Raw genomic sequence first — 24,029 nt, forward strand, 5'->3', positions numbered from 1 at the left:
GGCGGACCCCGACGCACGCCCGGCCCGGTTTGCCGCTCTGCCCGGCCCGCCCCCAGCCCGTCGGCCCGCCCCCACGGGACCCGTGGCGCGGCGTGCCGGCCGACTCGCCCCGAAGACCGGGACACGCCCCGCCGCTTCGGCCACACTGCCGCCATGGGCCTCCTCATCGCCGCCTGCGCGTCCCTCGCCGCCTGGCTCTGGCTGACCTTCGCCCAGGGCATGTTCTGGCGCACCGACGTACGCCTCCCCCCGCGCGCCGCCCCCGCCCGCTGGCCCTCCGTGGCCATCGTGGTCCCGGCCCGGGACGAGGCCGGGGTGCTCCCGCTGAGCCTGCCCTCGCTGCTCGCCCAGGACTATCCCGGCGAGGCGCGGATCGTCCTGGTCGACGACGGCAGCACCGACGGCACGGCCGCGCTCGCCCGCCGCCTGGCCGCCGAGCAGCCCGGCCTCCCCCTCTCCGTCGTCTCCCCCGGGGACCCGCCGCCCGGCTGGACCGGCAAGCTCTGGGCGCTGCGGCACGGCATCGGCCACGCCCGTACCGCCGCGGCCGGCGGGCCCGAGTACCTGCTGCTCACCGACGCCGACATCGCGCACGAGCCCGACAGCCTGCGCGAGCTGGTCGCCGCCGCGACCAGCGCCGGCCTCGACCTCGTCTCCCAGATGGCCCGGCTGCGGGTGGCCGGATTCTGGGAGCGGCTCGTCGTACCCGCCTTCGTGTACTTCTTCGCGCAGCTGTACCCCTTCCGCCGGATCAACCGCCCCGCCTCCCGGACGGCCGCGGCGGCCGGCGGCTGCGTGCTGCTGCGGACCGACGCCGCCGTGCGGGCGGGGATCCCGGACTCGATCCGGCAGGCCGTCATCGACGACGTCTCCCTCGCCCGCGCCGTCCAGCGCTCGGGCGGGCGGATCTGGCTGGGGCTGGCGGAGCGGGTGGACAGCGTGCGCCCGTACCCCGCCCTCGGGGACCTGTGGCGGATGGTGTCGCGCAGCGCGTACGCCCAACTCCGCCACCGGCCGCTGCTGCTGGCCGGGACGGTGGCGGGACTGGCGCTGGTGTACCTGGTCCCGCCGGCGGCCCTGTTCGCGGGGCCGGCGGGCCGGTCCTCGGCCGTGGGTGCAGCCACGGCCTGGGCCGGGGGGCTCGCCTGGCTGCTGATGGCGGGGACCTACCTGCCGATGCTGCGGTACTACCGGCAGCCGGCCGCGCTCGCCCCGCTGCTTCCGCTCACGGCGCTGCTCTACCTGCTGATGACCGTGGACTCGGCCGTCCAGCACTACCGGGGGCGCGGGGCCGCCTGGAAGGGCCGTACCTATGCCCGTCCCGGCGACGCCTGAAACCGGCCGGGCGGCCGGGGCACGGAATTCCTCCGCCTGAGGGGACGTCATCCGAGGTCACCGCGTTGTGACAGTGCGTCAGCATGAAGTGCGTGCAAAGACCAAGCAGCGAGCACGAGTAGCAGCAAGACGGGGCGGAAGTGACGAATCGTGCAGGTGAACGTCTAGTGAAAGCTGTGGCGCTGACCTGGGAATATGCAGGTCAGCGCGGTGTTGGCGACACCTGGCTATGGACCCGGTGAAGTCGTGGGCTTAACTTGTCTCCCATGACCTCCCCCCGCTCCACTTATGGCGGCGGTTACTACTCCGCGCCCTCCTTCCCGGACACCCCCATCTACGACTCCCTCGTCGCCGAGCGGGGTACTCCGCAGATCGCCCCGATCCGCGTTCCGGCCGCCTACGAATCCCCCAGTGCCGGTTACTCGAGCGGTGGTTTCCTGCCGGCCCTCGCCTCGTCCATGCCCGCCCTGCCGCCCGCCGCACCGCAGCTGCCGGCGCCCTCGTACGGCTACGGGTATCCGCAGCAGGCCGCTCCGCAGCCGCAGCAGATGCCGGTTCCGCTTCAGCACGCGCCCGCCCCGTACATCCCGCAGCAGCAGGTCGCGGCCCGGGCCGGTTACGTGCCGCAGCCGCAGCCCCAGCAGCCCCGTCCGGCCGCCATGGGCACCGGGTACGAGGCCATGCGCCCGGCGGCGCCGCGCCCGATGGCCCCCATGGCTCCCATGACCCCCATGGCTCCCATGGCCCCCGTGGCGCCGATGACCCCCACCATGGCGCCGGTGGCGTCCGCGGCGGGCGTCCCCTCGTACGAGGACCCGTACGGCCGCCAGTACCAGCAGCGCGCCTACTGATCCCGGCGGGCGCCGGCGGTGGCACCGCCGGCGTCCCGTGCACCGTGCCCGCGGTCGTTGGGGGGCCGGCGGGGGCAGCTGTCACAATGCCCCCATGTCGAACTTGTACGTCCAGTCGTTGCACGTCCACCCCGTCAAGTCGGTGGCGGGGACCGCTCCCGACGAGATAGTCGTGGAGCCCTGGGGACCGGCCGGGGACCGCCGCTGGGCCGTGGTCGACACGACGGGTGCGGTCATCACCCAACGCCAGCAGGCGCGGCTGGCGTTGGCCGCGGCGCGTCCGCTGCCGGGCGGGCGGATCGAGCTGTCGGGACCGGGTATGCCCGCTCTCGTCGTGGAGGTTCCGGAGCCCGGCCCGCTGGAGCCGGTCGTGCTCTTCGGCAAGAAGATCGAGACGGTGGTCGCGGCGTCCGCCGCCGCCGAGTGGTTCACCGCCTACCTCGGCCAGCCCGCACGCCTCGTGCACATGGACGACCCGGCCGTCCGGCGGCCGGTGGACCCCGACTACGCCCTCCCGGGGGAGACCGTCAGCCTGGCCGACGCCTACCCCCTGCTGCTGGCCACCAGCGCCTCGCTGGACGCCCTCAACGAGCTGATCGCCCAGGGCGACCACCCGGAGGAGGGCCCGCTGCCCATGAACCGCTTCCGGCCCAATCTGGTGGTCGGCGGTCCCGCGGCGCCCTGGGCCGAGGACGGCTGGCTGCGCATCGCGATCGGCGACGCGGTCTTCCGCGGGGTGCGCGAATGCGGCCGCTGCATCGTGACCACCACCGACCAGCACACGTCCGAGCGCGGGCGGGAGCCGCTGAAGACCCTGGCCCGGCACCGGCGGATCGGGAAGTCGCTGGCCTTCGGACGCCAGTTGGTGCCGGTCGTCACGGGCACGGTCCGGGTGGGCGACGAGGTGCGCGTCCTGGAGTGAGCGCGGCCGCCGCACCCGGAGGTCCCGACCCCGCCGCTGACCACGGCGGGCAGACGGAATGACACCTTCGAGGGGCTCGTGGCGTCCACTGGAACCAACGGGCCGCACGGGGCCGTTGGAGCATGCAGGACGACGGACGAAGACGTAGACCGGGCATGGGGCAGGGGGAGCCGGACCGTGCGGACAGCAATGGGTGTGTGGCGTTGGCGGCGCAATCCGCTGCGCAGGCCGACCGATCTCTTCGAGGCGTGGGTGGCGTTCGCCGCGCTGGTGTGCGTACTGCTGGTGGCTCCGGCCGTCGGCTGGGTGGCGGGCCTCCAGGTGGACGGGACCCTGCAGCGGGCCGCGCGCGAGCAGCGGCACGAGCGGTACCTGGTCCCGGCGGTGGTGGTGCGGCCCGCTCCGGGCGCGGCCGATCCGTCGGCGCAGCGGCAGGCCCCGGAGCGGACGCGGATCGTGGCCTCCTGGACCGCGCCCGACGGCAGCAGCCACCAGGGCACGGTCCCGGCGGCGGAGGAACCGCCGCGGGCGGGCGACCGGTTCCGGATATGGACCGACATCCGGGGCCGGCTGGTGGGGCAGCCGCTCGACCCCACCGCCGCCTCGTTCCACGCGGGTGCCGCGGGCCTGGCCGCCGCGCTCACCGCGGCCGCGCTGGCGGAGACGGTCCGGCGGCTGGTCGTACGCCGGCTCATGCATCGGCGGTACACGCGTCTGGACCGGGCGTGGGCGGCGGCGGGACCGGACTGGGGCCGGGCGGATGCGGGCAGCTGACCTGGCCACTCACCGGGCCCTCGCGCGCTACCGTGGAGCCGGAGGCCGGTCGCTCCGGTCTCTTCGGTCTCATCGGCAGCTCCCGGCTCCCCGGTCGCTTCCGCAGGTCCGGCAGCACGAGTACCAGGGTGGGGGCACGACAGCACGATGGCTCAGGGCACGGTCCAGGTGACGCACGGCGGGACCTCTCGGTGGCGACGGCGTTCCGGGGAGTATCCGACGCTGGCCGCCGCGCTCGCCGCGGCCGGCGACGGGGACGTGCTGTCCATCGCCCCCGGCACCTACCGGGAGAACCTGGTTCTGCGTCATGCCGTCACCCTGCGCGGGCCCGAGGGCGCGGTGGCCGGGTCGGTGCGCATCGCCCCGCTCGACGGGGTCGCGCTGACCGTGCGCGCCTCGGCCGTGGTCCAGGACCTGTACCTGGAGGGCGCGGACCGGGCGGCGCCCGCGCTGCTGGTCGAGGAGGGCTCGCCCGAGCTCACCGACCTGCGCGTGCACACCCGTTCGGCGTCCGGCATCGAGGTGCGCGGCGGGGCCCGGCCCCTGGTGCGCCGGTGCACGGTGGAGAATCCGGCCGGGGTGGGGATCTCCGTCCTGGACGGCGGCGGCGGGGTGTTCGAGGAGTGCGAGGTCGTCGTCGCCGGGCAGGCCGGGGTCTCGGTGCGCGGCGGGCACCCGCGACTGGAGCGCTGCCGGATCCACCACGCCGTCGGCGCGGGCATCGCGGTCACCGGTGAGGGCTCGGGGCTGGAGGCCCTCGGCTGCGAGGTGTACGAGGTCAAGGGCGCGGGCGTGCAGGTCGCCGCGCGGGCCGCGGCCCGGCTGACCGACTGCGCCGTGCACCGCACGTCCGCCGACGGGGTCACCCTCGACACGGACGCGGTGCTGACGCTCGCCGGCTGCGACATCCACGACATCCCGGAGAACGCCGTCGACCTGCGCTCCCGTTCGGTTCTCACCCTCAGCCGCACCACGGTGCGCCGGTTCGGGCGCAACGGCCTGTCGGTGTGGGACCCGGGGACCCGGGTCGACGCCGAGTCCTGCGAGATCCACGACAGCACGGGCGACTATCCGGCGGTGTGGGTCAGCGACGGGGCCACCGCCTCGCTGAAGTCCTGCCGGCTCCACGACGTGCCGGACGCGCTGTTCGTGCTGGACCGGGGCTCGCGGGTGGACGTGGTCGACAGCGACTTCTCGCAGGTGCGCAACACGGCCGTCTCGGTGAGCGACGGGGCGAGCGCGCAGCTCGACGACTGCCGGATCCGGGAGGCCGGCACCGGGGCGTGGTTCCGCGACCACGGCAGCGGCGGATCGCTCGCCGACTGCACCGTCGACGCCGTGCAGACGGGTGTGATCGTCACCAAGGGCGCCGATCCGGTCCTGGAGCGGTGCACGGTCACCTCCGCCGCCGAGGCCGGGTTCTACGTGTCGGCCGGCGGCCGGGGGACCTTCACCGCCTGCCGGGTGACGGGCAGTTCCGGTTTCGGCTTCCACGTCATCGACGGCTGCCGCACGACCCTCACCCGGTGCCACACCGAGCGCTGCGCGCGCGGGGGCTACGAGTTCGCGGAGGACGGCCCGCTCGCCGAGGGCTGCACCGGCGACGAGGGCGGTACGGGCCCTGCGGCGCGGGCCGCCGGCGGTGTGCTCGCGGGGGCGCGGCCCGGTGGCACGGGTCCGCGTACCGCGACGGCCGCGCAGGGCCTCTCGGGGCGTCCGGCCGACCGGGTGCCGCCCTCCCGGACCGGGGACGGGCCGGACGCCGGGGCCGCGGCCGGAGCCGGAGCCGGCAGCTCCGCCGCCGCGCAGGCCCCGGCAGCGGCGGGGGACGCCCGGGGCTCGGGCGAGGTGCTGGGGCAGCTCGACGCGCTGGTCGGGCTGGACAGCGTCAAGCGCGAGGTGCGGGCCCTCACCGACATGATCGAGGTCGGGCGGCGGCGGCAGCAGGCGGGCCTGAAGGCGGCTTCGGTGCGCCGGCACCTGGTCTTCACGGGCTCCCCGGGCACGGGCAAGACCACGGTCGCCCGCCTGTACGGGGAGATCCTGGCCTCGCTCGGGGTGCTGGAGCGCGGCCACCTGGTCGAGGTGTCGAGGGTGGACCTGGTCGGCGAGCACATCGGGTCGACGGCGATCCGTACGCAGGAGGCCTTCGACCGGGCGCGGGGCGGGGTGCTGTTCATCGACGAGGCGTACGCGCTGGCCCCGGAGGACTCCGGCCGGGACTTCGGGCGTGAGGCGATCGACACGCTGGTGAAGCTGATGGAGGACCACCGGGACGCGGTGGTGGTGATCGTCGCCGGGTACACGGAGGAGATGGAGCGGTTCCTGACGGTCAACCCGGGGGTGGCCTCGCGGTTCTCCCGCACCATCACCTTCGGGGACTACGGGCCGCAGGAGCTGCTGCGGATCGTGGAGCAGCAGGCGGAGGAGCACGAGTACCGGCTCGGCGAGGGCACCGGGGAGGCCCTGCTGAAGTACTTCACGGAGCTTCCCAAGGGCCCGGCGTTCGGCAACGGCCGGACCGCCCGCCAGACCTTCGAGGCGATGGTGGAGCGGCACGCGGGCCGGGTGGCGCAGCTGGCCGACCCGGGCACGGACGAGCTCACCCTGCTGTTCCCGGAGGACCTGCCGGCGCTGCCGGCGGAGTGCTGATCCGCCGCCCGGCGGGGACTTCTGACAGGGAGTCAGCTATGGTGGCGCGGCGCGCACCCGCGCCGCACCGCACCGCAGCGGACGCACCCCAGGGGGTAACGCCATGGCCCGCCGACTCCGCCCCGTGGGGCTGGAATTCATCGAGCACGCCCCGACCCGGCTGGCGTTCACGGCCCGGACCGCCGCCCCGCCGGACGCCGTGTACCGGGCGCTCGCGGACGAGGTCACGGGCTGGCCCGCCTGGTTCCGCGCGGTCAGCCTGGCCCGGCCGACCGGCGGCGGGGCGGGCCGGGAGGTACGGCTGGTGGGCGGGGTCCGCTTCCGGGAGACGGTGGTGGCCCGCGACCCCGGGCTGCGCTACGCCTACCGCGTCGACGAGACCAACGCGCCGGGCATGAGCGCCCTGGTGGAGGAGTGGCTGCTGGCGCCGGGGCCGGGCGCCGCCGGGACCCTCGTCCGCTGGACGTTCGCCGCCGACGGCCCGGCCCCGGTCAGGCTGGCGCTGGCCGCCGCCCGCCCGGGCCTCGGCCACTCCTTCCGCACGGCGGTGCGCGCCCTGGACGTCCGCCTCGCGGCGCGCACCGCCTCCTAGCCTCAGCCCTGCGGCTCGCGCCACTCGCCGGTCTCCAGCAGGGTCTGGACCGTCTTGGCGTACGGGGCGATGTCGAGGCCCTGGGCCGCCAGCCACTCGTCCGAGTAGTACTTGTCGAGGTAGCGGTCGCCCGGGTCGCAGAGCAGGGTCACGACGCTGCCCTTGCGGCCCTCCGCCACCATCTCGGAGACGATCTTCAGGGCGCTCCACAGCCCGGTGCCGGTGGAGCCTCCCGCCTTGCGCCCGATGGCCTGTTCGAGGGCGCGGCAGGCGGCGACGGAGGCCGCGTCCGGCACCTTCATCATGCGGTCGACGGCACCGGGCACGAAGCTCGGCTCCATGCGGGGGCGGCCGATGCCCTCGATGCGCGAGCCGCAGTCGCTGCTCGCGTGCGGGTCGTGGTTGGTCCAGCCGTCGAAGAAACAGGAGTTCTCCGGGTCCGGGACGCAGACGCGGGTGTCGTGCTGCATGTAGTGGACGTAGCGGGCGATGGTGGCGGAGGTGCCGCCGGTGCCGGCCGTCGCCACGATCCAGGCGGGTTCGGGGTACCGCTCCAGGCGCAGCTGCTGGTACATCGACTCGGCGATGTTGTTGTTGCCGCGCCAGTCGGTGGCGCGCTCGGCGTAGGTGAACTGGTCCATGTAGTGGCCGCCGGTGCGGGCGGCCAGGTCGGCGGACTCCTCGTACATCTTCATCGGGTCGTCGACGAAGTGGCATTCGCCGCCGTGGAATTCGATGAGCCGGCACTTCTCCGGGCTGGTGGTCCTCGGCATGACCGCGATGAACGGGACGCCGATCAGCTTGGCGAAGTACGCCTCGGAGACCGCGGTGGAGCCGCTGGAGGCCTCGATGACCGGACGGCCGGGGCGGACCCAGCCGTTGCAGAGGGCGTAGAGGAACAGCGAGCGGGCGAGGCGGTGCTTGAGGGAGCCCGTCGGGTGGGTGGACTCGTCCTTCAGGTAGAGGTCGATGCCCCACGCCTCGGGCAGCGGGAAGCGCAGCAGGTGCGTGTCGGCGGAGCGGTTGGCGTCCGCCTGGACCTTGCGCACGGCCTCCTTGAGCCAGGCCCGGTAGTCGGCGTCGCTGCGGTCGATGTCGACCGTCGTCGCCGTGCTCCCGGCCGTGTTCGAGACCGGTGTACCGGTGGTGCCGGTGGTGCTCATGCGCCTTGCTCCTTTGTCGTTTCCAAAGCCCCCTCCTTTCGAAATGTACCCCCCTCACCTGCGCAAATGATTACTTTGGGTTTCTATGCGGATCGCTTTCGTCCGCGGCCCCGGGCGTTCGGTTGCAAGCGGCGCCACTGTGGGTGACCCTGGTGATTGCGTCACCGAGGGTGCAGCACCCGTAACAATGATGTCGGGGAGTCGCAGCCGTGATCAGTCATTCCCGCAGGCACTGCGTCGTCGAACTGCAGGCCCTGCCAGCGCGGATCGGTCAGGTCCGCAGAATCATCTCCGCGCAACTGCGCCACTGGCAGCTCGACCCGCTCATAGACCGGGCTGCGCTCGGCGTGACGGAGCTGCTCAGCAACGTCCACCGCCATGCGCAGCCGGACAAGGTGTGCACGGTCGAGATCGAACTCCGCCTGGGGCGGCTGACCGTCTCCGTCCACGACAGCGATCCGCGGCTGCCCGTCCGCCGGATCGCCGATGACCTGGAGACCTGCGGGCGCGGCCTGGCGCTCGTCGAGGCGGTCAGCGAGGCCTGGGGGGCCCGGTCACGGCCGGACGGGCCCGGCAAGGTGGTCTGGTTCTCCATGCGGGCCGCCCCCGCGCCGGCGGCGCCGCCGCGCAGGGTCAGCATCGGCGTGAAGAAGACCGTACGGAAACCCGCCCGCCCGGTGCTCGCCGCCGTCGACGCCCGGGCCGTCGTGACCGGCGTGCCCGCGTCGGCCGTCCTCGGCGCCAGGCCCGGCTGACTCCCCCGCGGCCCGGCCGGGGCGCACCCGCGCGGCTCAGGCCGCCGCGCCCAGCGCCCCCAGCGGGTCGTCCAGCACGGGCTGCCACGCCAGCTCCGCCGCCCCGACCAGGCTGTTGTGGTCGAGGGTGCACGGCAGGATCGGCACGCCCCCGCTGCGCCCCCACAGGCTGCGGTCGGCGACCACCGCGCGCAGCCGCTCCGGGTCGGCGTACAGCAGCTCCCGGTGCAGGCCGCCGAGGATGATCCGGTCCGGGTTCAGGATGTTGACCAGGCCAGCGAGGCCCAGCCCGAGCCGGTCGATGAGCTCCTCGGCGGCCGCCCGGACCGACGGCTGCGCGTACTCGGCGCGCAGCAGGTCCCGGGCCTGCGCCAGCAGCGACACCTCGGGGCCGGGCGTGCGGCCGGCCGCGGTCAGGAAGGCCAGCGGGTCGGCCTCCACGTCCAGGCAGCCCCGGCTGCCGCAGTGGCAGGCCCGCCCCTCCGGGTTCACGGTGAGGTGGCCGACCTCCAGGGCCAGGCCCGCGCTGCCGCTGTGCAGCCGGCCGTCGAGCACCAGCGCCCCGCCGACCCCGCGGTGTCCGGTGGCCACGCAGAGCAGGTGCTGGGCGCTGCGGCCGGCGCCGTGCCGGTGCTCGGCGAGCGCGGCCAGGTTGACGTCGTTGCCGGTCAGGGCCGGCCCGTCGATGCCGGCCGCCTTGACGCGCTCGGCGAAGATGGCCCGCACCGGGGAGCCCGGCGGCCAGGCCAGGTGCAGCGGGTTCAGGGCCGTCCCCTCGGGCTCCGCGACCGCCGACGGCACCGCGAGGCCCGCGCCGACGCAGCGCCGGCCGGACTCGGCGAGCAGCCGGGCGCCCGCGTCGACGACCGCGCCGAGCACCTGGGCCGGGTCGGCGGAGACGGTGAGCTTGCCGGGTGCGGTGGCCACGATGCGCCCGCCGAGGCCGACGAGGGCCGCCCGGAACCCGTCGGGGTGGACCTGCGCCGCCAGCGCCACGGGGCCGTTCTCGTCGACGGCGAGCCGGTGCGAGGGGCGGCCCTGGGTGCCGCCGGCGCCGCCGGGGCGGGAGTCGACGCGGATCAGGCCGAGGGCCTCCAGCTCGGCGGCGACGGCTCCGGCGGTGGCACGGGTGACGCCGAGCTCGGCCGTGAGCACCGCCCGGGTCGGGGCCCGGCCGGTGTGGACGAGTTCCAGCGCCGGGCCGAGTGCGCCGCGGCCGCGCTCCAGCCTGGTCCTCGCGGACGCCGCCGACGCCGTGGTCTCGTCCCCCGCCCCCAGCGGGGCCCCGTTGCCGTTCATGAGGGGATCCTCGCATGATCGGGGGCCGCCCCTCGCCCCGGCTACGGCCCGAGGCCGCCGACCCGCAGGGTGATGTTGAGGCGGCCGGTCAGCCCCAGCCCCGGCGGGGCCGTGCCCGGCAGCACCTTCGGCACCCCGTGGTAGGCGAGTCGGCTCGGACCGCCGAAGACGAACAGGTCCCCGCTGCGCAGCTCGACGTCCCGGTACGGGCGGCCCCGCGAGGCGGTGTTGCCGAAGCGGAAGAGGCAGGAGTCACCCAGGCTGAGCGAGACCACCGGGGCCCCGGAGCGCTCCTCGGCGTCGCGGTGCATGCCCATCCGGGAGTCGCCGTCGTAGAAGTTCACCAGCGCGATGTCGTACGCCTCCGAGGGCGGCGGGGGCGTCCCGTACGCGGCGGTGACGGCCCGCCGTCCCAGCCCGGCGAGCCACGCGGGCATCGGCTTGACCGGCGCCCCGTCCCCGTCGACGGCGGTGCGCGCGTAGGCGTACGGGTACCAGTGCAGGCCCAGGCACACCTGCCGGGCGGTCATCGTCCCGCCCCCGGGGGTGCGCACGGTGCGCAGTCCTGCGGGCGGGCGGGCCCACTCGCGGCAGGCGGCGAGCAGCTCCCGCTGGCGCCGGGGCCCGAGCCAGTCGGGCAGGTGCACGGCGCCGGGTGCGATCTCGGTGCGCTCGCGCGGGAAGAGCTCCCCGTGCGGGAAGGGCTCCCCGTGCGGCGGGGGTTTCCCGTCCACCCTCCCATTCTCGGGGGCGGCTGGCAGACTCGCGGCATGAAGATCACCGAATACGTGGAGGTCCTGGCCCGGGAGGGCGAACTCCTCGCCGACCAGGCCGAACGGGCGGGTACGGACGCCCTCGTGCCCACCTGCCCCGAGTGGCGGGTCGCCGACCTGCTGCGGCACACCGGTGCCGTGCACCGCTGGGCCGCCGGGTTCGTGCGGGAGGGCCTGGTGGAGCGGGTGCCGTTCCCCGAGCCGCCGGAGCTGACGGGGGTGGAGCTGCTGGCCTGGTTCCGGGAGGGGCACGCGGAGCTGGTCCGGACCCTGGCCCAGGCGCCGGAGGGGGTGGCCTGCTTCACCTTCCTGCCGACGGCGCCGCCGTCGCCGCTGGCGTTCTGGGCCCGGCGGCAGGCGCACGAGACGACGGTGCACCGCTTCGACGCCGAGTCGGCGCGGGGCACCGCCTTCTCGGAGGTGGCCCCGGAGTTCGCGGAGGACGGGGTGGACGAGCTGCTGACCGGCTTCCACGCCCGGCCGGGCAGCCGGGTGCGGACCGAGGAGCCCCGGGTGCTGCGGGTGCGGGCCGCGGACACGGGCGCCGTGTGGACGGTCCACCTGTCGAAGGAGCCGGCACGTACGGTGCGGGGCGACACCGGCGAGGAGCCGGACTGCGAGGTGACCGGCGAGGCGTCCTGGCTGTACGCCGCCCTGTGGAACCGGCTCCCGCTCTCCGGTCCGGGTGTGCGCGGGGACGGGTCGCTGGCCCGGCTGTGGCAGGAGACGGCGGGCATCTGACGGCGACGGCCGTCGGACGGCCCTCGGACGCCCGGCTGCACGCGTCCGGCTGCACGCGTCCGGCTGCGGGCGCCCGACGGAAATGGGCGTGCGCGGCGGCGGGCGGCTTGGCAGGGTGGGCACCATGGCCTCCGGTACCTCTCCCTCCGCCCCCTCCTCCCCGCACTCCCCCGACTGGATCACCACCCCGGTCGGGGAATGCCTCCTGCGCGGCGCCCTGGAGCTGGAACGCACCGGGCTCGGGCTGCTGCCGCACCGGCTCCCCGCCCGGGCCCGCGCCCAGTGCGCCGACGGGCAGCTGGCCAAGGCGGAGGCGCAGCCCTCCGGCGTACGGCTGGTGTTCCGCACCCGGGCGACGGCCGTCGAACTGGACGCCGTACGCACCAGGACGGCCTACCGGGGAGCCCCGCCGCGCCCCGACGGCGTGTACGACCTGCTGGTGGACGGCCGGCTCGCCGGCCAGGGCACGGTGACCGGCGGGCACGTCCTGATGGTGGACATGGCCACCGGGTCCGAGGAGCGGATCCCCGGCCCCGTCGGCACGGTCCGCTTCGCCGGCCTGCCGGACCGGGTCAAGGACGTGGAGATCTGGCTGCCGCACAACGAGGTCACCGAGCTGGTGGCCCTGCGGACCGACGCCCCCGTCGAGCCGGCCCCGGACCGGGGCCGCAGGGTGTGGCTGCACCACGGCAGTTCGATCAGCCACGGCTCCGACGCGGCGAGCCCCAGCACGACCTGGCCGGCGCTGGCCGCCTCCCTCGGCGGGGTGGAGCTGGTCAACCTCGGTCTGAGCGGCAGCGCCCTGCTCGACCCGTTCACCGCCCGGACCCTGCGGGACGCCCCGGCCGACCTGATCAGCGTCAAGATCGGCATCAACCTGGTCAACCACGACCTGATGCGGCTGCGCGGCTTCGGACCCGCCGTCCACGGCTTCCTCGACACCGTCCGCGAAGGCCACCCGGACGTCCCGCTGCTGGTCGTCTCACCGATCCTCTGCCCGATCCACGAGGACACCCCGGGGCCCAGCGCCCCCGACCACTCCGAACTCGCCGCCGGCAGGCTCCGGTTCCGGGCCGCGGGCGACCCGGCGGAGGCCGCCGCGGGCAAGCTGACCCTGAAGGCCGTCCGGGCGGAGCTGGCCCGCATCGTGCGGGAGCGTGCGGCCGAGGACCCGAACCTGCACCACCTGGACGGGCTCGACCTCTACGGCGCGGCCGACTTCGCGGAACTCCCGCTCCCCGACGACCTCCACCCGGCCCCGCAGACGCACCGCCTCATCGGCAGCCGCTTCGCCGCCCGCGCCTTCGCGGCGGACGGCCCCTTCGGCGCCGCGTAGCCGGTCAGCCGGACGGGTCCGGCTCGCCCAGGGTGGCCGCGTAGGCGGTCTGGGGGCGGTACTTCCAGGAGGGGCTGGTGTTCCAGGGGTTGGGCATGGCCGCGCTCGTCGCGTAGGCGTACCCGGCGCCGCGGTCGAAGGCGGTGCGGAGCGCGCTGCGCATCGCGGCGCCGCCCGGGACCTCGTGGACGAGGTGCCAGAACGCGGTGCCGCTCGGGTCGAGTTCGGTGCCCGGGCGGTAGCCGCCCCGGGCGTCGAACACGTTTCCCTGCCAGCCGCCCGTGGAGTACGCCGCGTACGTGTCCTCGTAGGTGACGAAGACGTCGGCCGTGCGGTGGCCCGGTTCGAGGTAGCAGTCGGCGATGGCGGTGCCGGGGTTGTTCACGACGAGGTCGTCGACGTCCGGGTCGACGGCGTGCATGGCGTCCTGGACGTAGCGGCGCAGGGCGGCGTAGTGGTCGCGGGTGGCGTTGCCGGGGCCGCAGTCGCGGCTGACGACGTCGAAGAAGATGCCGTCGACGTGGAGCCGGCCGTCGTCCTGCCCGGCGGGCCCCAGGTAGTTGTCCACGGAGGCCTTGACGGCCGCGAGGTCCCGGTTGCCGTGGTCGGTGTGGACGTAGCCGAGGACCTTGGTCTTCTCGCCGGTGGCGGTGGTGCCCGCGCGCAGGGCGTCGGCGCGGGCCCGCCAGGGGCCGTCGAAGGGGGCGTCGCCGTTGCCGGGGTTGAGGACGACCACGGAGGCGGCGGGGGTGGTGGCGGTGAGGGCGGTCAGCATCGGGTCGCCGGCCCGGACGTAGGCGGGGACGCCGATCTCCAGGCCGCGCACGCCGGGTATCCGGGGAGCGGGAGCCGGTGACGGCTCCGCCTGTCTCGCGGAGGCGGGTACGGCCGGCGCCGGTGCGGCGAGCAGCACGATCAGGGCGACGGCGTACAGGGCCTTCAGTACGCGGGCGGGGGCCACGGCTGTTCCTCCGGCTGCAGCGGGGGCGGGGGGCGGGGTCCCGAGGAACACTAGACGCGCGGGAACCCGGTGAAGGCCGAACCACCCGGATCGGTATGAAGAACTGACGAACGACTCGTCACCGTGACCCCGCACGGCCCGGTCACACGGCGGGCAGTCCGACCGAGTGCGCCAGCTGCCCGGCGGCGTGCGCGAAGAAGGCCTCCCGCTCCTCGACGACCCGGTTGAACTGGCCGAACAGCTCGAAGGAGACCAGGCCGACGAGCTGCGCCCAGGACGCGACCAGGGCGGCCGTCACCGCCGGGGGCAGGCCTTCGGCGAAGTCGGCGGTCATCCGCCGGGCTTCGGGGCGCAGGGCGTCGGGCAGCGGCGGCAGGGCGAGGCCGCGGCCCTCGTAGGCGGTGCGGACGATGCCGATGAGGACGTTGCCCACGCGCGAGGCGGGGCCGACGGTGTCGAGCGGTGCGCTGTAGCCGGGTACCGGTGAGCCGTAGACGAGGGCGTACTCGTGCGGGTGGGCCAGGGCCCAGGTGCGGACCGCCGCGCAGGCCGCAGTCCAGCGAGCGCGGGGGGTGGCGCCGGCGGCGAGGGCGGTGGCGTCGGCGGTTTCGACGGCGGCGCCGAGGCCGTCGTAGGCGTCGATGATCAGCGCGGTGAGCAGGTCGTCGCGGCTGGGGAAGTAGCGGTAGAGGGCGGAGGAGACCATGCCCAGCTCGCGGGCGACGGCGCGCAGCGAGAGTTTGGCGGCTCCCTCGGCCGCGAGTCTGCGGCGCGCCTCGTCCTTGATGGCGGCGGTGACCTCGATGCGGGCCCGTTCCCTGGCCCCTCGCACGGTGCTCATGCGGATCAGTGTGCCATGCAGATCGGAGCAGTGAACAAAAACGGGAGCACCGATCCATTGAGAGAGCACTGCTCTTGTTTTGGTGCACCGATCCGTGCACACTGTTCTCAAGCGAGAGCAGTGCTCTCCAAACACCGCCCGGAGGCCCCCATGAACGCGCCCGCCCCCTACTACGTCCAGGCCGGCCCCTTCGCCGTGCGCTTCAACGCCCTCTTCGGCAAGCTGGCCCGCCTCGGCGTCAGCCTGGCCGGCACGGCCGAGCTGTCGGTGCGCGGCCGCACCTCCGGCACGATGCAGCGCATTCCCGTCAACCCGCACCTCTACGAGGGCGGGCAGTACCTCGTCTCGGCCCGCGGCCACTCCCAGTGGGTCCGCAACATGCGCGTGGCCGGCGGCGGCGAGCTGCGCGTCGGCCGCAAGGTCCGCGCCTTCACCGCCGAGGAGCTGACCGACCCGGCGGAGAAGGCGGCCGTGCTGCGCGCCTACCTGGAGAAGTGGGGGTGGGAGGTCAACCGGTTCTTCCAGGGCGTCACCGCCCGGTCCACCGACGCCGAGCTCCGGACGGCCGCCGGGGACCACCCCGTCTTCCGCATCACGGTGTCCCGCTGACCGGCCCAACCCCCGCCGGCCCGTCCCGGCCGGCCCTCCTCCGCCCCGGCCCGCCCCCGGGCACGGCGGAGCGCCGGCCCCCGAGGGGAACCGGCGCTCCGCGTCGTCCGACGTGCTCCGGCCGCTACCCTCGGCGGGCGCGCGCCTGGCGCTCGTCCAGCAGGTGCAGGGCCCGGCGCGCCAGCGGGTACGTACGGACCAGGTCGGGCAGCGTCATCGAGCCCCGGGTGATGCGGGCGAAGGCCGTCCAGGCCGGCCGCACGCCCGTGAGCGCCGCGTGGAACAGCCCCGGGCGGGACTCGAACACGGTCAGCATCCGCTTGCCGACCGCCATTTCAACGCCCAGCCCGGCCTTGACCGCGAAGGCGTAGTTGAGCGCCTGGCGGCGCGCGTCCACCGCGTCCTGCGCCTCGGAGACCTTGACCGCCCACTCCCCCGCGAGGCGTCCCGAGCGCAGCGCGAAGGAGATGCCCTCCCGCGTCCACGGCTCCAGCAGCCCGGCCGCGTCACCCGCCACCAGCACCCGGCCGCGCGAGAGCGGGGAATCGGGCTTCCTGCAGCGCGTCAGGTGGCCGGAGGAGACGGCCGGTTCGAAGCCGGCCAGGCCCAAGCGGGCGATGAAGTCGTCGAGGTACCGCTTGGTCGCCGCGCCCTCGCCCTTCGCCGAGATGACCCCGACGGTGAGCGTGTCGCCCTTGGGGAAGACCCAGCCGTAGCTGCCGGGCAGCGGGCCCCAGTCGATCAGGATGCGGCCCTTCCAGTCCTCGGCCACCGTCTGCGGCACCGGGATCTCCGCCTCCAGGCCGAGGTCCACCTGGTCCATCTCCACGCCGACATGGGCGCCGATCCGGCTGGCGCTGCCGTCGGCGCCGACCACGGCCCGCGCCAGGACGGTCTCGCCGTCCGCGAGCACCACGGCGACGGTGCGCCGGTCCGGCACGGCCGCGCCGTGCTGCTCGACCCGGGACACGGCCGTGCCCGTGCGCAGGGTCGCGCCGGCCTTCTCGGCCTCCGCGACCAGTGCCGCGTCGAACTCGGGCCGGTTGATCAGCCCGAACAGCATGTTCTTCGAGCGCCGGGTCCGGGCCAGCCTGCCGTTCAGGGAGAAGGTGACGGCGTGGATGCGGTCCTTGAGGGGCAGCGTGAAGCCCGGCGGGAGGGCGTCGCGCGAGGGACCGATGATGCCGCCGCCGCAGGTCTTGTACCGGGGCAGCTCCGCCTTCTCCAGCAGCAGGACGCTGCGGCCCGCCGAGGCCGCTGCGTACGCCGCGGACGCCCCGGCCGGTCCGGCGCCGACCACGACGACGTCCCACACCTCCGCCGCACCCTGCGCGGCGGTGCCGCCCGCCCCTTCGGCCGTCTCCCCGGCCGTCTCCGCCGGGGTGCCGTCGTCCGCCCCCCGAGCGGCCTGCTCTGCGTTCGCGCCGTTCACGTCGTCGTCGCTGCTCACGATGTGCTGCTGCTCCTGATCACCCGGTTGCTCCGATGCCGTGGAAATCCTACGGCGAGCCGCCGCCTCGTCCCTCTGTGCGAGGATCGTGACAGTCTTTCGCCTTGCATTCGCCGTACCCCGGCACCCACAACAACGTCGCACCCACGAGGAGCGTGCCCATGTCCCAGAATCCGATCGCCGAGACCGTCGCCTCGCTCATGCCCCGCGCCAAGGCGGAGCTGACCGAGCTGGTGGCCTTCCAGTCGGTCGCGGACTGGGCCCAGTTCCCGCAGAGCGAGAGCCAGGCCGCCGCGAACTGGGTGGCCGACGCCCTGCGCACCGAGGGCTTCCAGGACGTGGCGCTGCTCGACACCCCGGACGGCACCCAGTCCGTGTACGGGTTCCTGCCCGGCCCCGAGGGCGCCCCGACCGTTCTGCTGTACGCGCACTACGACGTGCAGCCGCCGCTGGACGACGCCGCCTGGATCTCCCCCGCGTTCGAGCTGACCGAGCGCGACGGCCGCTGGTACGGGCGCGGCGCCGCGGACTGCAAGGGCGGCTTCATCATGCACCTGCTCGCGCTGCGCGCCCTGAAGGCCAACGGCGGGGTGCCGGTGAACGTGAAGGTGATCGTCGAGGGTTCGGAGGAGCAGGGCACCGGCGGCCTCCAGCAGTACGCCGAGGCCAACCCGGAGCTGCTGGCCGCCGACACGATCGTCATCGGCGACGCGGGCAACTTCCGCCTCGGCCTGCCGACGGTGACGGCCACCCTGCGCGGGATGACCCTGATCAAGGTCAAGCTCGACACCCTGGGCGGGAACCTGCACTCGGGCATGTTCGGCGGTGTCGCCCCCGACGCGCTCGCCGCGCTGATCCGGCTGCTGGACTCGCTGCGCTCCGAGGACGGTTCGACGACCGTGGACGGTCTCGCCTCGGACGCGGTGTGGGAGGGCCTGCAGTACCCGGAGGCCGACTTCCGCGCCGACGCGAAGGTCCTGGACGGCGTCGAGCTGATCGGTGAGGGCACCATCGCCGACCGGCTGTGGGCCCGTCCGGCCGTCACCGTGCTCGGCATCGACTGCCCGCCGGTCGTGGGCGCGACCCCGTCCGTGCACGCGAGCGCCGGCGCGCTGATCAGCCTGCGCGTGCCGCCGGGCGTGGACACCACGGAGGCCATCAAGCTGCTGGAGGCGCACCTGGTGGCGCACACCCCCTGGAAGGCGCGGCTGGAGCTGGAGGTCGTCGGTCAGGGCCAGCCCTTCCAGGCGGACACGAGCAGCCCGGCGTACGCGTCGATGGCGGCCGCCCTCAGCGAGGCGTACGACGGCCAGGAGATGCAGATCAGCGGCATGGGCGGGTCCATCCCGCTGTGCAACACGCTGACGTCCCTGTACCCGCGGGCGGAGATGCTGCTGATCGGGCTGAGCGAGCCCGAGGCGCAGATCCACGCGGTGAACGAGAGCGTCTCCCCGGAGGAGCTGGAGCGGCTGTCGGTCGCCGAGGCCCTGTTCCTGGTGAACTACGCGGCCTCCAAGAGCGCCTGACGGCCTGCCGCCGGCCGGCGGCGGCCGGCGGCGGCCGGCGGCGGCACCCCTTCCCCGTACGCCCAGGGCGCACTGCGCCCTGGGCGTACTCTGCTCCCGGCGAAGTCCGGTGTCCGCGGCGGGACCGGGCGCTTACGGTCGCCGTCATGGATCTTGTTGAAGTCATCCCGGACCGGCTCCACATGCTGCGCTTCGCCATCGGCCAGGCCTACCTCTGGCAGGACGGCGGGGCCCTCACCCTGATCGACGCCGGGCACGCCGGCTCCGCCGACGCCATCGAGGAGGCGATACGCTCCCTCGGGCTGGAGCCCGGGCGGCTGGAGCGGATCGTCCTGACGCACTGCCACCGCGACCACGTCGGCTCCGCCGGGGAACTCGCCGCCCGCCGGGGCGCGCGGGTACTGGCCCACCGGCTGGACGCCCCGGTGGTGCGCGGCGAGCAGCCGGTCCCCGAGCCGGTCCTGCTGGACTGGGAGGTCCCGCTCTACGCGCACGGGATGACGACCCCCGAGGCCCCGCCGACCCGGGTCGACCGGGAGCTGGAGGACGGCGAGGTGCTGGACTTCGGCGGCGGGGCGGTCGTGGTCCACGCCCCGGGGCACACGCCGGGCAGCATCGGCGTGCACCTGCCCGAGCACGGGGTCCTGTTCACGGGGGACTGCGTGGCGGGGGTCGGCCAGGTGATGCTGGGGGTCTTCAACACCGACCGGGCCCAGGCGATCGCCTCCTTCGGCCGGCTGGCCGCCCTCGCCCCGTCGGTGGCCTGCTTCGGCCACGGCGACCCCTGGACCGAGGAGACCGCGAAGGCCCTCGACGAGGCCGCGCGGGCGGCCTCGGCCTGAGTACGGCCGGACCCCGGTGGGCGGGCCCGGGGTCCGGGGCCCGCGTCAGGGGGTGGGGCGGCCCGACTCCAGGTAGAGGGGGTTGCCGCGCTCGCGGGCGCGCAGGGCCCCGCGCAGCCGTTCCAGGCGCTGCGGCGGCAACAGGTCGGCGGCCTCGGACTCGGTGACGAAGCGCCAGGCCCGCAGTTCCGGGCCGGGGAGCCGCAGCCGTTCGGTCTCCTCCTCCGACAGCCGCCCGCCGTCGAACAGCAGCCGCAGTCCCCCGTAGGCCGGGGGGCGGGGCGGCTCCCAGTCGACGACGAGCAGGCCGGGGACGTGCTCCAGCGTCAGGCCGAGCTCCTCGGCGACCTCCCGTACGCCGGCCCGTGCCGGGGCCTCGCCCGGCTCGACCACCCCGCCCGGGAACTCCCAGCCCGGCTTGTACGTCGGATCCACCAGGAGGACCCGGTCCCGGTCGTCGAAGAGCAGGACCCCCGCCGCCACCGTCTCGCGCGTCGGTTCCGGGGTCTGCACGATGTCGCAGACCGCCGCCGTGTCGGTGCGTACGGCGTCGGCGATGCGCTGTGCCGTCTCCCGTACCGTCAGGCGGCCGTTGTCGACGAGGTGCGCGTCGGCGCTGAGCCAGCCCAGGGCCTGCTGGTACGCCGGGATGTGGTCGTACGCCCACTGGCGGACCCGTACGTCCACCACCTCGGGCGCGCCCGGCTCCTGACGGGTGGCGATACGTTCCCGCAGGATCGTTTCCTCCGGGGCCAGCAGCACGTGCCGCACCGGGATCCGGCGCGCCGCGAGGCCGCCGAAGATCTCGTCGCGGTACTCCTGCCGCAGCAGCGTCATCGGCACGACCAGGACCCCGCCCAGCTCCGCCAGCATCGCCGCCGCCGTGTCCACGACCAGCCGCCGCCAGATCGGGAGGTCCTGGTAGTCGTCGACCTCGGCGAGGCGTTTGGGCGGCAGCAGCCGGCGCAGCGCGTCGCCGATGAGTTCCGGGTCGTACAGGCTGCTGTCCGGAAGGAGTCCGGCCAGTTCACGGGCCGTGCTGGTCTTCCCGGCACCGAAAGTGCCGTTGATCCAGACAATCACGTCTACCCCTCTCCCTGTGGCTCGCCTCGAAGCCCCCCGGTGGCTTGCCCGCCCCACCCTGCCATGGAAACCCGCCCGCCGGTCGAGTGCTTATGCTCGGGGGCGCGCCAGATCACCGCCGGGGCGGGGCCCTTCCGCCCCGCCCGCCGCCCGCCGCCTCCGGAGGTTCCCCCGCCGTGCCGCAGACCCGCCACCCGTCCGAGCCCCGCTACGGCAACCGGCCGACCATGAAGGACGTGGCGGCCCGGGCGGGCGTCGGCCTGAAGACGGTCTCGCGGGTCGTCAACGGCGAGCCCGGGGTGACCCCCGACACCGAGCGGCGGGTGCAGGAGGCCATCGAGGAGCTGGGGTTCCGGCGCAACGACAGCGCCCGCGTCCTGCGCAAGGGCCGCACCGCCACCGTCGGCCTGGTGCTGGAGGACCTCGCCGACCCCTTCTACGGCCCCCTCAACCGGGCGGTCGAGGAGGTGGCGCGCACCCACGGCGCCCTGCTCATCAACGGCTCCAGCGCCGAGGACCCGGACCGCGAGCGGGAGTTGGCCCTCGCGCTGTGCGCCCGCCGGGTGGACGGGCTGATCGTGATCCCCGCCGGCGACGACCACCGCTACCTGGAACCCGAGATCCGGGCGGGGGTGGCCACCGTGTTCGTGGACCGCCCGGCGTGCGGGATCGAGGCGGACGTCGTCCTGTCGGACAGCTTCGGCGGCGCCCGGGACGGGGTGGCGCACCTGATCGCTGCCGGGCACCGCAGGATCGGGTTCATCGGCGACCACGCCCGCATCCACACCGCGACGGAACGCCTGCGCGGCTACCGCGAGGCCATGGCCCGGGCGGGCCTCCCGGTGTCGGAGGCCTGGGTCTCCCTCGGCTCGACGGCCCCGGAACGGGTGGCGGCGGCGGCCGGCGCGATGCTGGCGGGCCCGGAACCGGTCACGGCCGTCTTCGCCGGCAACAACCGGGTCACCGTCACCGTCGTACGGGTCCTCGCGGCGCTCCCCCGGCCGGTGGCCCTGGTCGGCTTCGACGACTTCGAGCTCGCCGACCTGCTGCGCCCGGGCGTCACGGTGGTCGCGCAGGACCCGGCGGCGCTGGGCCGGGTGGCCACGGACCGCCTCTTCCAGCGCCTGGCGGGCACACCCCTCCCCCCGACCCGCATCGAACTCCCCACCCGCCTCGTCCCCCGCGGCTCGGGCGAACTCCCGCCGGCGGACTGACCGCCGGACCGGCTACGCGTGCCCGCGGGGGCCCGCCAGCAGGTCGCCGAGCGGGCTGCGCCGGTACAGGACCAGCCGCCCGTCCCGGGCCCGCGCCAGCAGACCGGCGGCGTACAGCACCCGCAGGTGCTGGGACACCGCGCTGGGCGTGATCCGGAACCGGCGGGCGATCTCCACCGTGGGCAGCGGCTCGTCGAGGAGGCGCAGCATCCGCGCCCTGGGGGCGCCGAGGAGGGCGTCCAGCGCGGACGCGTCGGCCGTCGGCACCGGGTCCCACAGCGTCGCCACCCCGCGGCTGGGATAGACCAGCAGGGGCGGTTCCTCGGGGCTCACCGGGGGCGCCGGCTTGTGGGCGAAGACCGAGGGGACCAGGAGCAGTCCCCGGCCGTGCGCCTCGACGTGGTGGGCGGAGAGCATCCGGTCGACGTAGAGCACCCCGTCGTGCCAGCGCAGGTTCGGGTGCATGCCGGCGAACAGCCGGCGGGCGCCGCCCACGGCCAGCTGCCGTGCGCGGTAGGTCATGTCCGCCTCCAGCAGCTGCCTCATCCGGGGCCACATCGGCCGGACGGCGACCTCCCAGTAGTCCCGCAGCAGGTCGCAGACGGCGTCGCGCAGGGCGGCCACCCGCTCGTCGTCCGCGCCGGCGTCGGCGAGCGGCGCGGGAAGCGGGTCCGGGGCGTACGCGGCGCTCAGGTCCCGCCGGACCAGGCCGGGCGGGGTCGCGCGGACCGCGGCCAGTTCCTCCTCGAACCCCGGGTCGAAGGCCGCCGGCCGGGGGGTCAGGAAGTCCGGCAGGGTGAGCCGCGGCGCGACCAGGGACAGCAGCAGCCGCGTGTCGAGGGCCCCGAGGCGGTCCAGGACGGAGCCGCGCCAGGGCAGGTGGAGGGCCGAGAGCCCCGGTTCGCGCAGGACCCGCAGGCTGAAGACCGTCTCGCCCAGCGGGGAGAGGGCGAACCGCGTGTCGGCGAGGTCCTCCACGCCGAGACCGAAGCTGATCATTAAGCGCCACGCTACATCCGTTGGCCGCGGGGCGCGGGTGCCGTGGACTCTGCGCATGACAGACACGAAGGCCCTCGGGCCCGATCCGGGGCGCGGCACTGTCCTGCTCCTGGCGTTGACCTGCGCGGTGGCCGTCGGCAACATCTACTTCCCGCAGGCGATCGGCCCCTTGATCGCGGCAGGGCTGGGGGTCTCGCCCGGTACCGCCTCGCTCGTGGTGACGGCCACCCAGATCGGCTACACGGCGGGGATGTTCCTGCTGGTCCCGCTCGGCGACCGGCTGCCGCACCGGCCGTACCTGGTCACCCTGCTCGCGCTCTCGGGCGCGGCCCTGCTCGCGGCGGGCTGCGCGCCCGCGCTGCCGTTCCTCGTCGCCGCCGGCGTGTGCGTCGGGGTCTCCACGGTGGCCGCGCAGGTCATCGCCCCGATGGCCGCCGGGCTGGTGGCCCCCGAACGGCGGGGGGCGGTGATGGGGACCCTGCTGAGCGGTTCCATCGGCGGCATGCTCCTCGCCCGTACCTTCAGCTCGGCGCTCGGCGAACGGCTGGGCTGGCGGGCCCCGTACCTGGCGGCCGCGGCCGTGGTCCTGCTCCTGGCGGGCGTCCTGGCCCGCGTGCTGCCGGCGTCGCCCCCGCCCCCGCGCAGCCCGTACCGGACGCTGCTGACGGACTCGCTGCGGCTGCTGCGCACCGAGCGGGAACTGCGCCGTTCCTGCCTCTACCAGGCGTCGGTCTTCGGGGCCTTCTCGGCCGTCTGGACCTGTCTGGCGCTGCTCCTGACCGGTCCGGTCTACGGCATGGACACCCGGGCGGTGGGGATGCTCGCCCTGGTCGGCGCGGTGACCATGCTGTGCACCCCGCTCGCCGGGCGGTTGGTGGATCGGCGCGGGCCCGACGGGCTGAACCTCGCCTGTCTGCTCGGGGTCCTCCTGTCGGCCGCCGTCCTCGCCGGGGGCGTCGCGGGCGGTGCGTGGGGGCTGGCCGCGCTGACCGCGGGCACGCTGCTGCTCGACGTGGCGCTGCAGTGCGGCTCGGTCGCCAACCAGGCCCGGGTCTTCGCCGTGCGGTCCGACGCCCGGGGGCGGCTCAACACCGCGTACATGACCTGCGCGTACCTGGGCGGGAGTGCCGGTTCCTGGCTGGGCGTGCGGATCCACGGCCTGGCGGGGTGGGCGGGGGTGTGCGGCTTCGTGGCGCTGCTCGCCGTCCTCGGCCTGGGCCGTCACCTGGCGCGCCCGTCGGCGCGGCACGCCGACGGCCCGGCCCCGGGGGGTGCGGGGCCGGCGCGAGGGGGCGCGGGGGTAAGGCGGTC

22 protein-coding genes are annotated in these 24,029 nt (G+C 75.1%); 14 read left to right on the top strand and 8 right to left on the bottom strand.

Annotation, left to right across the window (positions count from 1 at the left end; all coding sequences use genetic code 11):
- The first annotated feature begins 153 nt into the window (after positions 1–153).
- The 6 genes from ACQKM2_RS00955 (at position 154) to ACQKM2_RS00980 (ending at position 7,126) form a co-directional block, all read left to right on the top strand.
- Positions 154–1,335, top strand: a complete 1,182-nt coding sequence (locus ACQKM2_RS00955; RefSeq protein WP_427704977.1) for a glycosyltransferase — start codon at positions 154–156, stop codon at positions 1,333–1,335.
- Positions 1,336–1,601: 266 nt separating this feature from the next.
- Complete coding sequence (locus ACQKM2_RS00960; protein WP_427704979.1) at positions 1,602–2,186, top strand: DUF6643 family protein; 585 nt, start codon at positions 1,602–1,604, stop codon at positions 2,184–2,186.
- Between the two features lie 94 nt (positions 2,187–2,280).
- Complete coding sequence (locus ACQKM2_RS00965) at positions 2,281–3,108, top strand: MOSC domain-containing protein (RefSeq protein ID WP_427704982.1); 828 nt, start codon at positions 2,281–2,283, stop codon at positions 3,106–3,108.
- A gap of 177 nt (positions 3,109–3,285) precedes the next feature.
- Complete coding sequence (locus ACQKM2_RS00970; RefSeq protein WP_427704984.1) at positions 3,286–3,882, top strand: Rv1733c family protein; 597 nt, start codon at positions 3,286–3,288, stop codon at positions 3,880–3,882.
- A gap of 147 nt (positions 3,883–4,029) precedes the next feature.
- Positions 4,030–6,534, top strand: a complete 2,505-nt coding sequence (locus ACQKM2_RS00975) for a right-handed parallel beta-helix repeat-containing protein (RefSeq protein WP_427704986.1) — start codon at positions 4,030–4,032, stop codon at positions 6,532–6,534.
- Positions 6,535–6,637: 103 nt separating this feature from the next.
- Positions 6,638–7,126: an SRPBCC family protein gene (locus tag ACQKM2_RS00980; RefSeq protein WP_427704989.1), complete on the top strand. Its 489-nt coding sequence runs from the start codon at positions 6,638–6,640 to the stop codon at positions 7,124–7,126.
- Positions 7,127–7,128: 2 nt separating this feature from the next.
- Here ACQKM2_RS00980 and ACQKM2_RS00985 read toward each other — a convergent pair whose 3' ends face one another.
- Entirely contained in the window at positions 7,129–8,289 is a 1,161-nt protein-coding gene (locus tag ACQKM2_RS00985) for a PLP-dependent cysteine synthase family protein (RefSeq protein WP_427704991.1), read from the bottom strand.
- Positions 8,290–8,498: 209 nt separating this feature from the next.
- On the opposite strand from ACQKM2_RS00985, the gene ACQKM2_RS00990 reads away from it, so the two are divergent.
- Entirely contained in the window at positions 8,499–9,044 is a 546-nt protein-coding gene (locus ACQKM2_RS00990; protein ID WP_427704993.1) for an ATP-binding protein, read from the top strand.
- A gap of 36 nt (positions 9,045–9,080) precedes the next feature.
- Here the strand turns inward: ACQKM2_RS00990 and ACQKM2_RS00995 are convergent, their stop codons facing one another.
- Both ACQKM2_RS00995 and ACQKM2_RS01000 read right to left on the bottom strand, forming a co-directional pair.
- Positions 9,081–10,343, bottom strand: a complete 1,263-nt coding sequence (locus ACQKM2_RS00995; RefSeq protein WP_427704996.1) for an ROK family protein — start codon at positions 10,341–10,343, stop codon at positions 9,081–9,083.
- Positions 10,344–10,384: 41 nt separating this feature from the next.
- Entirely contained in the window at positions 10,385–11,077 is a 693-nt protein-coding gene (locus tag ACQKM2_RS01000; protein WP_427704998.1) for an alpha-ketoglutarate-dependent dioxygenase AlkB family protein, read from the bottom strand.
- A gap of 36 nt (positions 11,078–11,113) precedes the next feature.
- Here ACQKM2_RS01000 and ACQKM2_RS01005 point away from each other — a divergent pair, with 36 nt between their 5' ends.
- Positions 11,114–11,857, top strand: a complete 744-nt coding sequence (locus tag ACQKM2_RS01005; protein ID WP_427705001.1) for a maleylpyruvate isomerase family mycothiol-dependent enzyme — start codon at positions 11,114–11,116, stop codon at positions 11,855–11,857.
- 124 nt (positions 11,858–11,981) lie between these two features.
- The gene (locus ACQKM2_RS01010; protein WP_427705003.1) at positions 11,982–13,193 is read left to right on the top strand and encodes a GDSL-type esterase/lipase family protein; all 1,212 of its coding nucleotides are present in this window, start codon (positions 11,982–11,984) and stop codon (positions 13,191–13,193) included.
- A 4-nt stretch (positions 13,194–13,197) separates the two neighbouring features.
- Here ACQKM2_RS01010 and ACQKM2_RS01015 read toward each other — a convergent pair whose 3' ends face one another.
- Both ACQKM2_RS01015 and ACQKM2_RS01020 read right to left on the bottom strand, forming a co-directional pair.
- Positions 13,198–14,154, bottom strand: a complete 957-nt coding sequence (locus ACQKM2_RS01015; protein WP_427705005.1) for a spherulation-specific family 4 protein — start codon at positions 14,152–14,154, stop codon at positions 13,198–13,200.
- Positions 14,155–14,296: 142 nt separating this feature from the next.
- Complete coding sequence (locus ACQKM2_RS01020; protein ID WP_427705008.1) at positions 14,297–14,995, bottom strand: TetR/AcrR family transcriptional regulator; 699 nt, start codon at positions 14,993–14,995, stop codon at positions 14,297–14,299.
- A gap of 150 nt (positions 14,996–15,145) precedes the next feature.
- Between ACQKM2_RS01020 and ACQKM2_RS01025 the strand changes: the two genes are divergently transcribed.
- A complete protein-coding gene (locus ACQKM2_RS01025; protein ID WP_427705011.1) occupies positions 15,146–15,604 on the top strand; it encodes a nitroreductase/quinone reductase family protein in 459 nt (152 codons plus the stop codon).
- Positions 15,605–15,728: 124 nt separating this feature from the next.
- Here ACQKM2_RS01025 and ACQKM2_RS01030 read toward each other — a convergent pair whose 3' ends face one another.
- Complete coding sequence (locus ACQKM2_RS01030; protein WP_427705704.1) at positions 15,729–16,919, bottom strand: geranylgeranyl reductase family protein; 1,191 nt, start codon at positions 16,917–16,919, stop codon at positions 15,729–15,731.
- Positions 16,920–17,215: 296 nt separating this feature from the next.
- Here ACQKM2_RS01030 and ACQKM2_RS01035 point away from each other — a divergent pair, with 296 nt between their 5' ends.
- Positions 17,216–18,580, top strand: a complete 1,365-nt coding sequence (locus ACQKM2_RS01035; RefSeq protein ID WP_427705014.1) for a dipeptidase — start codon at positions 17,216–17,218, stop codon at positions 18,578–18,580.
- A 146-nt stretch (positions 18,581–18,726) separates the two neighbouring features.
- Positions 18,727–19,422 (top strand): MBL fold metallo-hydrolase, encoded by a 696-nt coding sequence (locus ACQKM2_RS01040; RefSeq protein WP_427705017.1) that lies wholly within the window; start codon positions 18,727–18,729, stop codon positions 19,420–19,422.
- Positions 19,423–19,467: 45 nt separating this feature from the next.
- Here ACQKM2_RS01040 and ACQKM2_RS01045 read toward each other — a convergent pair whose 3' ends face one another.
- On the bottom strand, positions 19,468–20,505 hold the full coding sequence (locus tag ACQKM2_RS01045) for an NUDIX domain-containing protein (protein ID WP_427705019.1): 1,038 nt from the start codon (positions 20,503–20,505) through the stop codon (positions 19,468–19,470).
- 227 nt (positions 20,506–20,732) lie between these two features.
- Here ACQKM2_RS01045 and ACQKM2_RS01050 point away from each other — a divergent pair, with 227 nt between their 5' ends.
- The gene (locus ACQKM2_RS01050) at positions 20,733–21,719 is read left to right on the top strand and encodes a LacI family DNA-binding transcriptional regulator (protein ID WP_427705706.1); all 987 of its coding nucleotides are present in this window, start codon (positions 20,733–20,735) and stop codon (positions 21,717–21,719) included.
- Between the two features lie 12 nt (positions 21,720–21,731).
- Here ACQKM2_RS01050 and ACQKM2_RS01055 read toward each other — a convergent pair whose 3' ends face one another.
- The gene (locus ACQKM2_RS01055; RefSeq protein WP_427705022.1) at positions 21,732–22,718 is read right to left on the bottom strand and encodes a helix-turn-helix domain-containing protein; all 987 of its coding nucleotides are present in this window, start codon (positions 22,716–22,718) and stop codon (positions 21,732–21,734) included.
- A 55-nt stretch (positions 22,719–22,773) separates the two neighbouring features.
- Here ACQKM2_RS01055 and ACQKM2_RS01060 point away from each other — a divergent pair.
- The coding region (locus tag ACQKM2_RS01060) for an MFS transporter (protein ID WP_427705025.1) at positions 22,774–24,029 on the top strand (1,256 nt) is incomplete at its 3' end.

This window comes from Streptomyces sp. NPDC004126 (assembly GCF_050275515.1).
Taxonomy (GTDB): Bacteria; Actinomycetota; Actinomycetes; order Streptomycetales; family Streptomycetaceae; genus Streptomyces.

What these genes read in the sequence shown, in the direction of transcription:
- ACQKM2_RS01040 (WP_427705017.1), top strand. Translation starts at nt 18,727, where the DNA reads ATGGATCTTGTTGAAGTCATCCCGGACCGGCTCCACATGCTGCGCTTC.
- ACQKM2_RS01005 (WP_427705001.1), top strand. Translation starts at nt 11,114, where the DNA reads ATGAAGATCACCGAATACGTGGAGGTCCTGGCCCGGGAGGGCGAACTC.
- ACQKM2_RS00980 (WP_427704989.1), top strand. Translation starts at nt 6,638, where the DNA reads ATGGCCCGCCGACTCCGCCCCGTGGGGCTGGAATTCATCGAGCACGCC.
- ACQKM2_RS00960 (WP_427704979.1), top strand. Translation starts at nt 1,602, where the DNA reads ATGACCTCCCCCCGCTCCACTTATGGCGGCGGTTACTACTCCGCGCCC.
- ACQKM2_RS00995 (WP_427704996.1), bottom strand. Translation starts at nt 10,343, where the DNA reads ATGAACGGCAACGGGGCCCCGCTGGGGGCGGGGGACGAGACCACGGCG.
- ACQKM2_RS00975 (WP_427704986.1), top strand. Translation starts at nt 4,030, where the DNA reads ATGGCTCAGGGCACGGTCCAGGTGACGCACGGCGGGACCTCTCGGTGG.
- ACQKM2_RS01020 (WP_427705008.1), bottom strand. Translation starts at nt 14,995, where the DNA reads ATGAGCACCGTGCGAGGGGCCAGGGAACGGGCCCGCATCGAGGTCACC.
- ACQKM2_RS00985 (WP_427704991.1), bottom strand. Translation starts at nt 8,289, where the DNA reads ATGAGCACCACCGGCACCACCGGTACACCGGTCTCGAACACGGCCGGG.
- ACQKM2_RS01025 (WP_427705011.1), top strand. Translation starts at nt 15,146, where the DNA reads ATGAACGCGCCCGCCCCCTACTACGTCCAGGCCGGCCCCTTCGCCGTG.
- ACQKM2_RS01050 (WP_427705706.1), top strand. Translation starts at nt 20,733, where the DNA reads ATGAAGGACGTGGCGGCCCGGGCGGGCGTCGGCCTGAAGACGGTCTCG.
- ACQKM2_RS01010 (WP_427705003.1), top strand. Translation starts at nt 11,982, where the DNA reads ATGGCCTCCGGTACCTCTCCCTCCGCCCCCTCCTCCCCGCACTCCCCC.
- ACQKM2_RS01035 (WP_427705014.1), top strand. Translation starts at nt 17,216, where the DNA reads ATGTCCCAGAATCCGATCGCCGAGACCGTCGCCTCGCTCATGCCCCGC.
- ACQKM2_RS00965 (WP_427704982.1), top strand. Translation starts at nt 2,281, where the DNA reads ATGTCGAACTTGTACGTCCAGTCGTTGCACGTCCACCCCGTCAAGTCG.
- ACQKM2_RS00955 (WP_427704977.1), top strand. Translation starts at nt 154, where the DNA reads ATGGGCCTCCTCATCGCCGCCTGCGCGTCCCTCGCCGCCTGGCTCTGG.
- ACQKM2_RS01055 (WP_427705022.1), bottom strand. Translation starts at nt 22,718, where the DNA reads ATGATCAGCTTCGGTCTCGGCGTGGAGGACCTCGCCGACACGCGGTTC.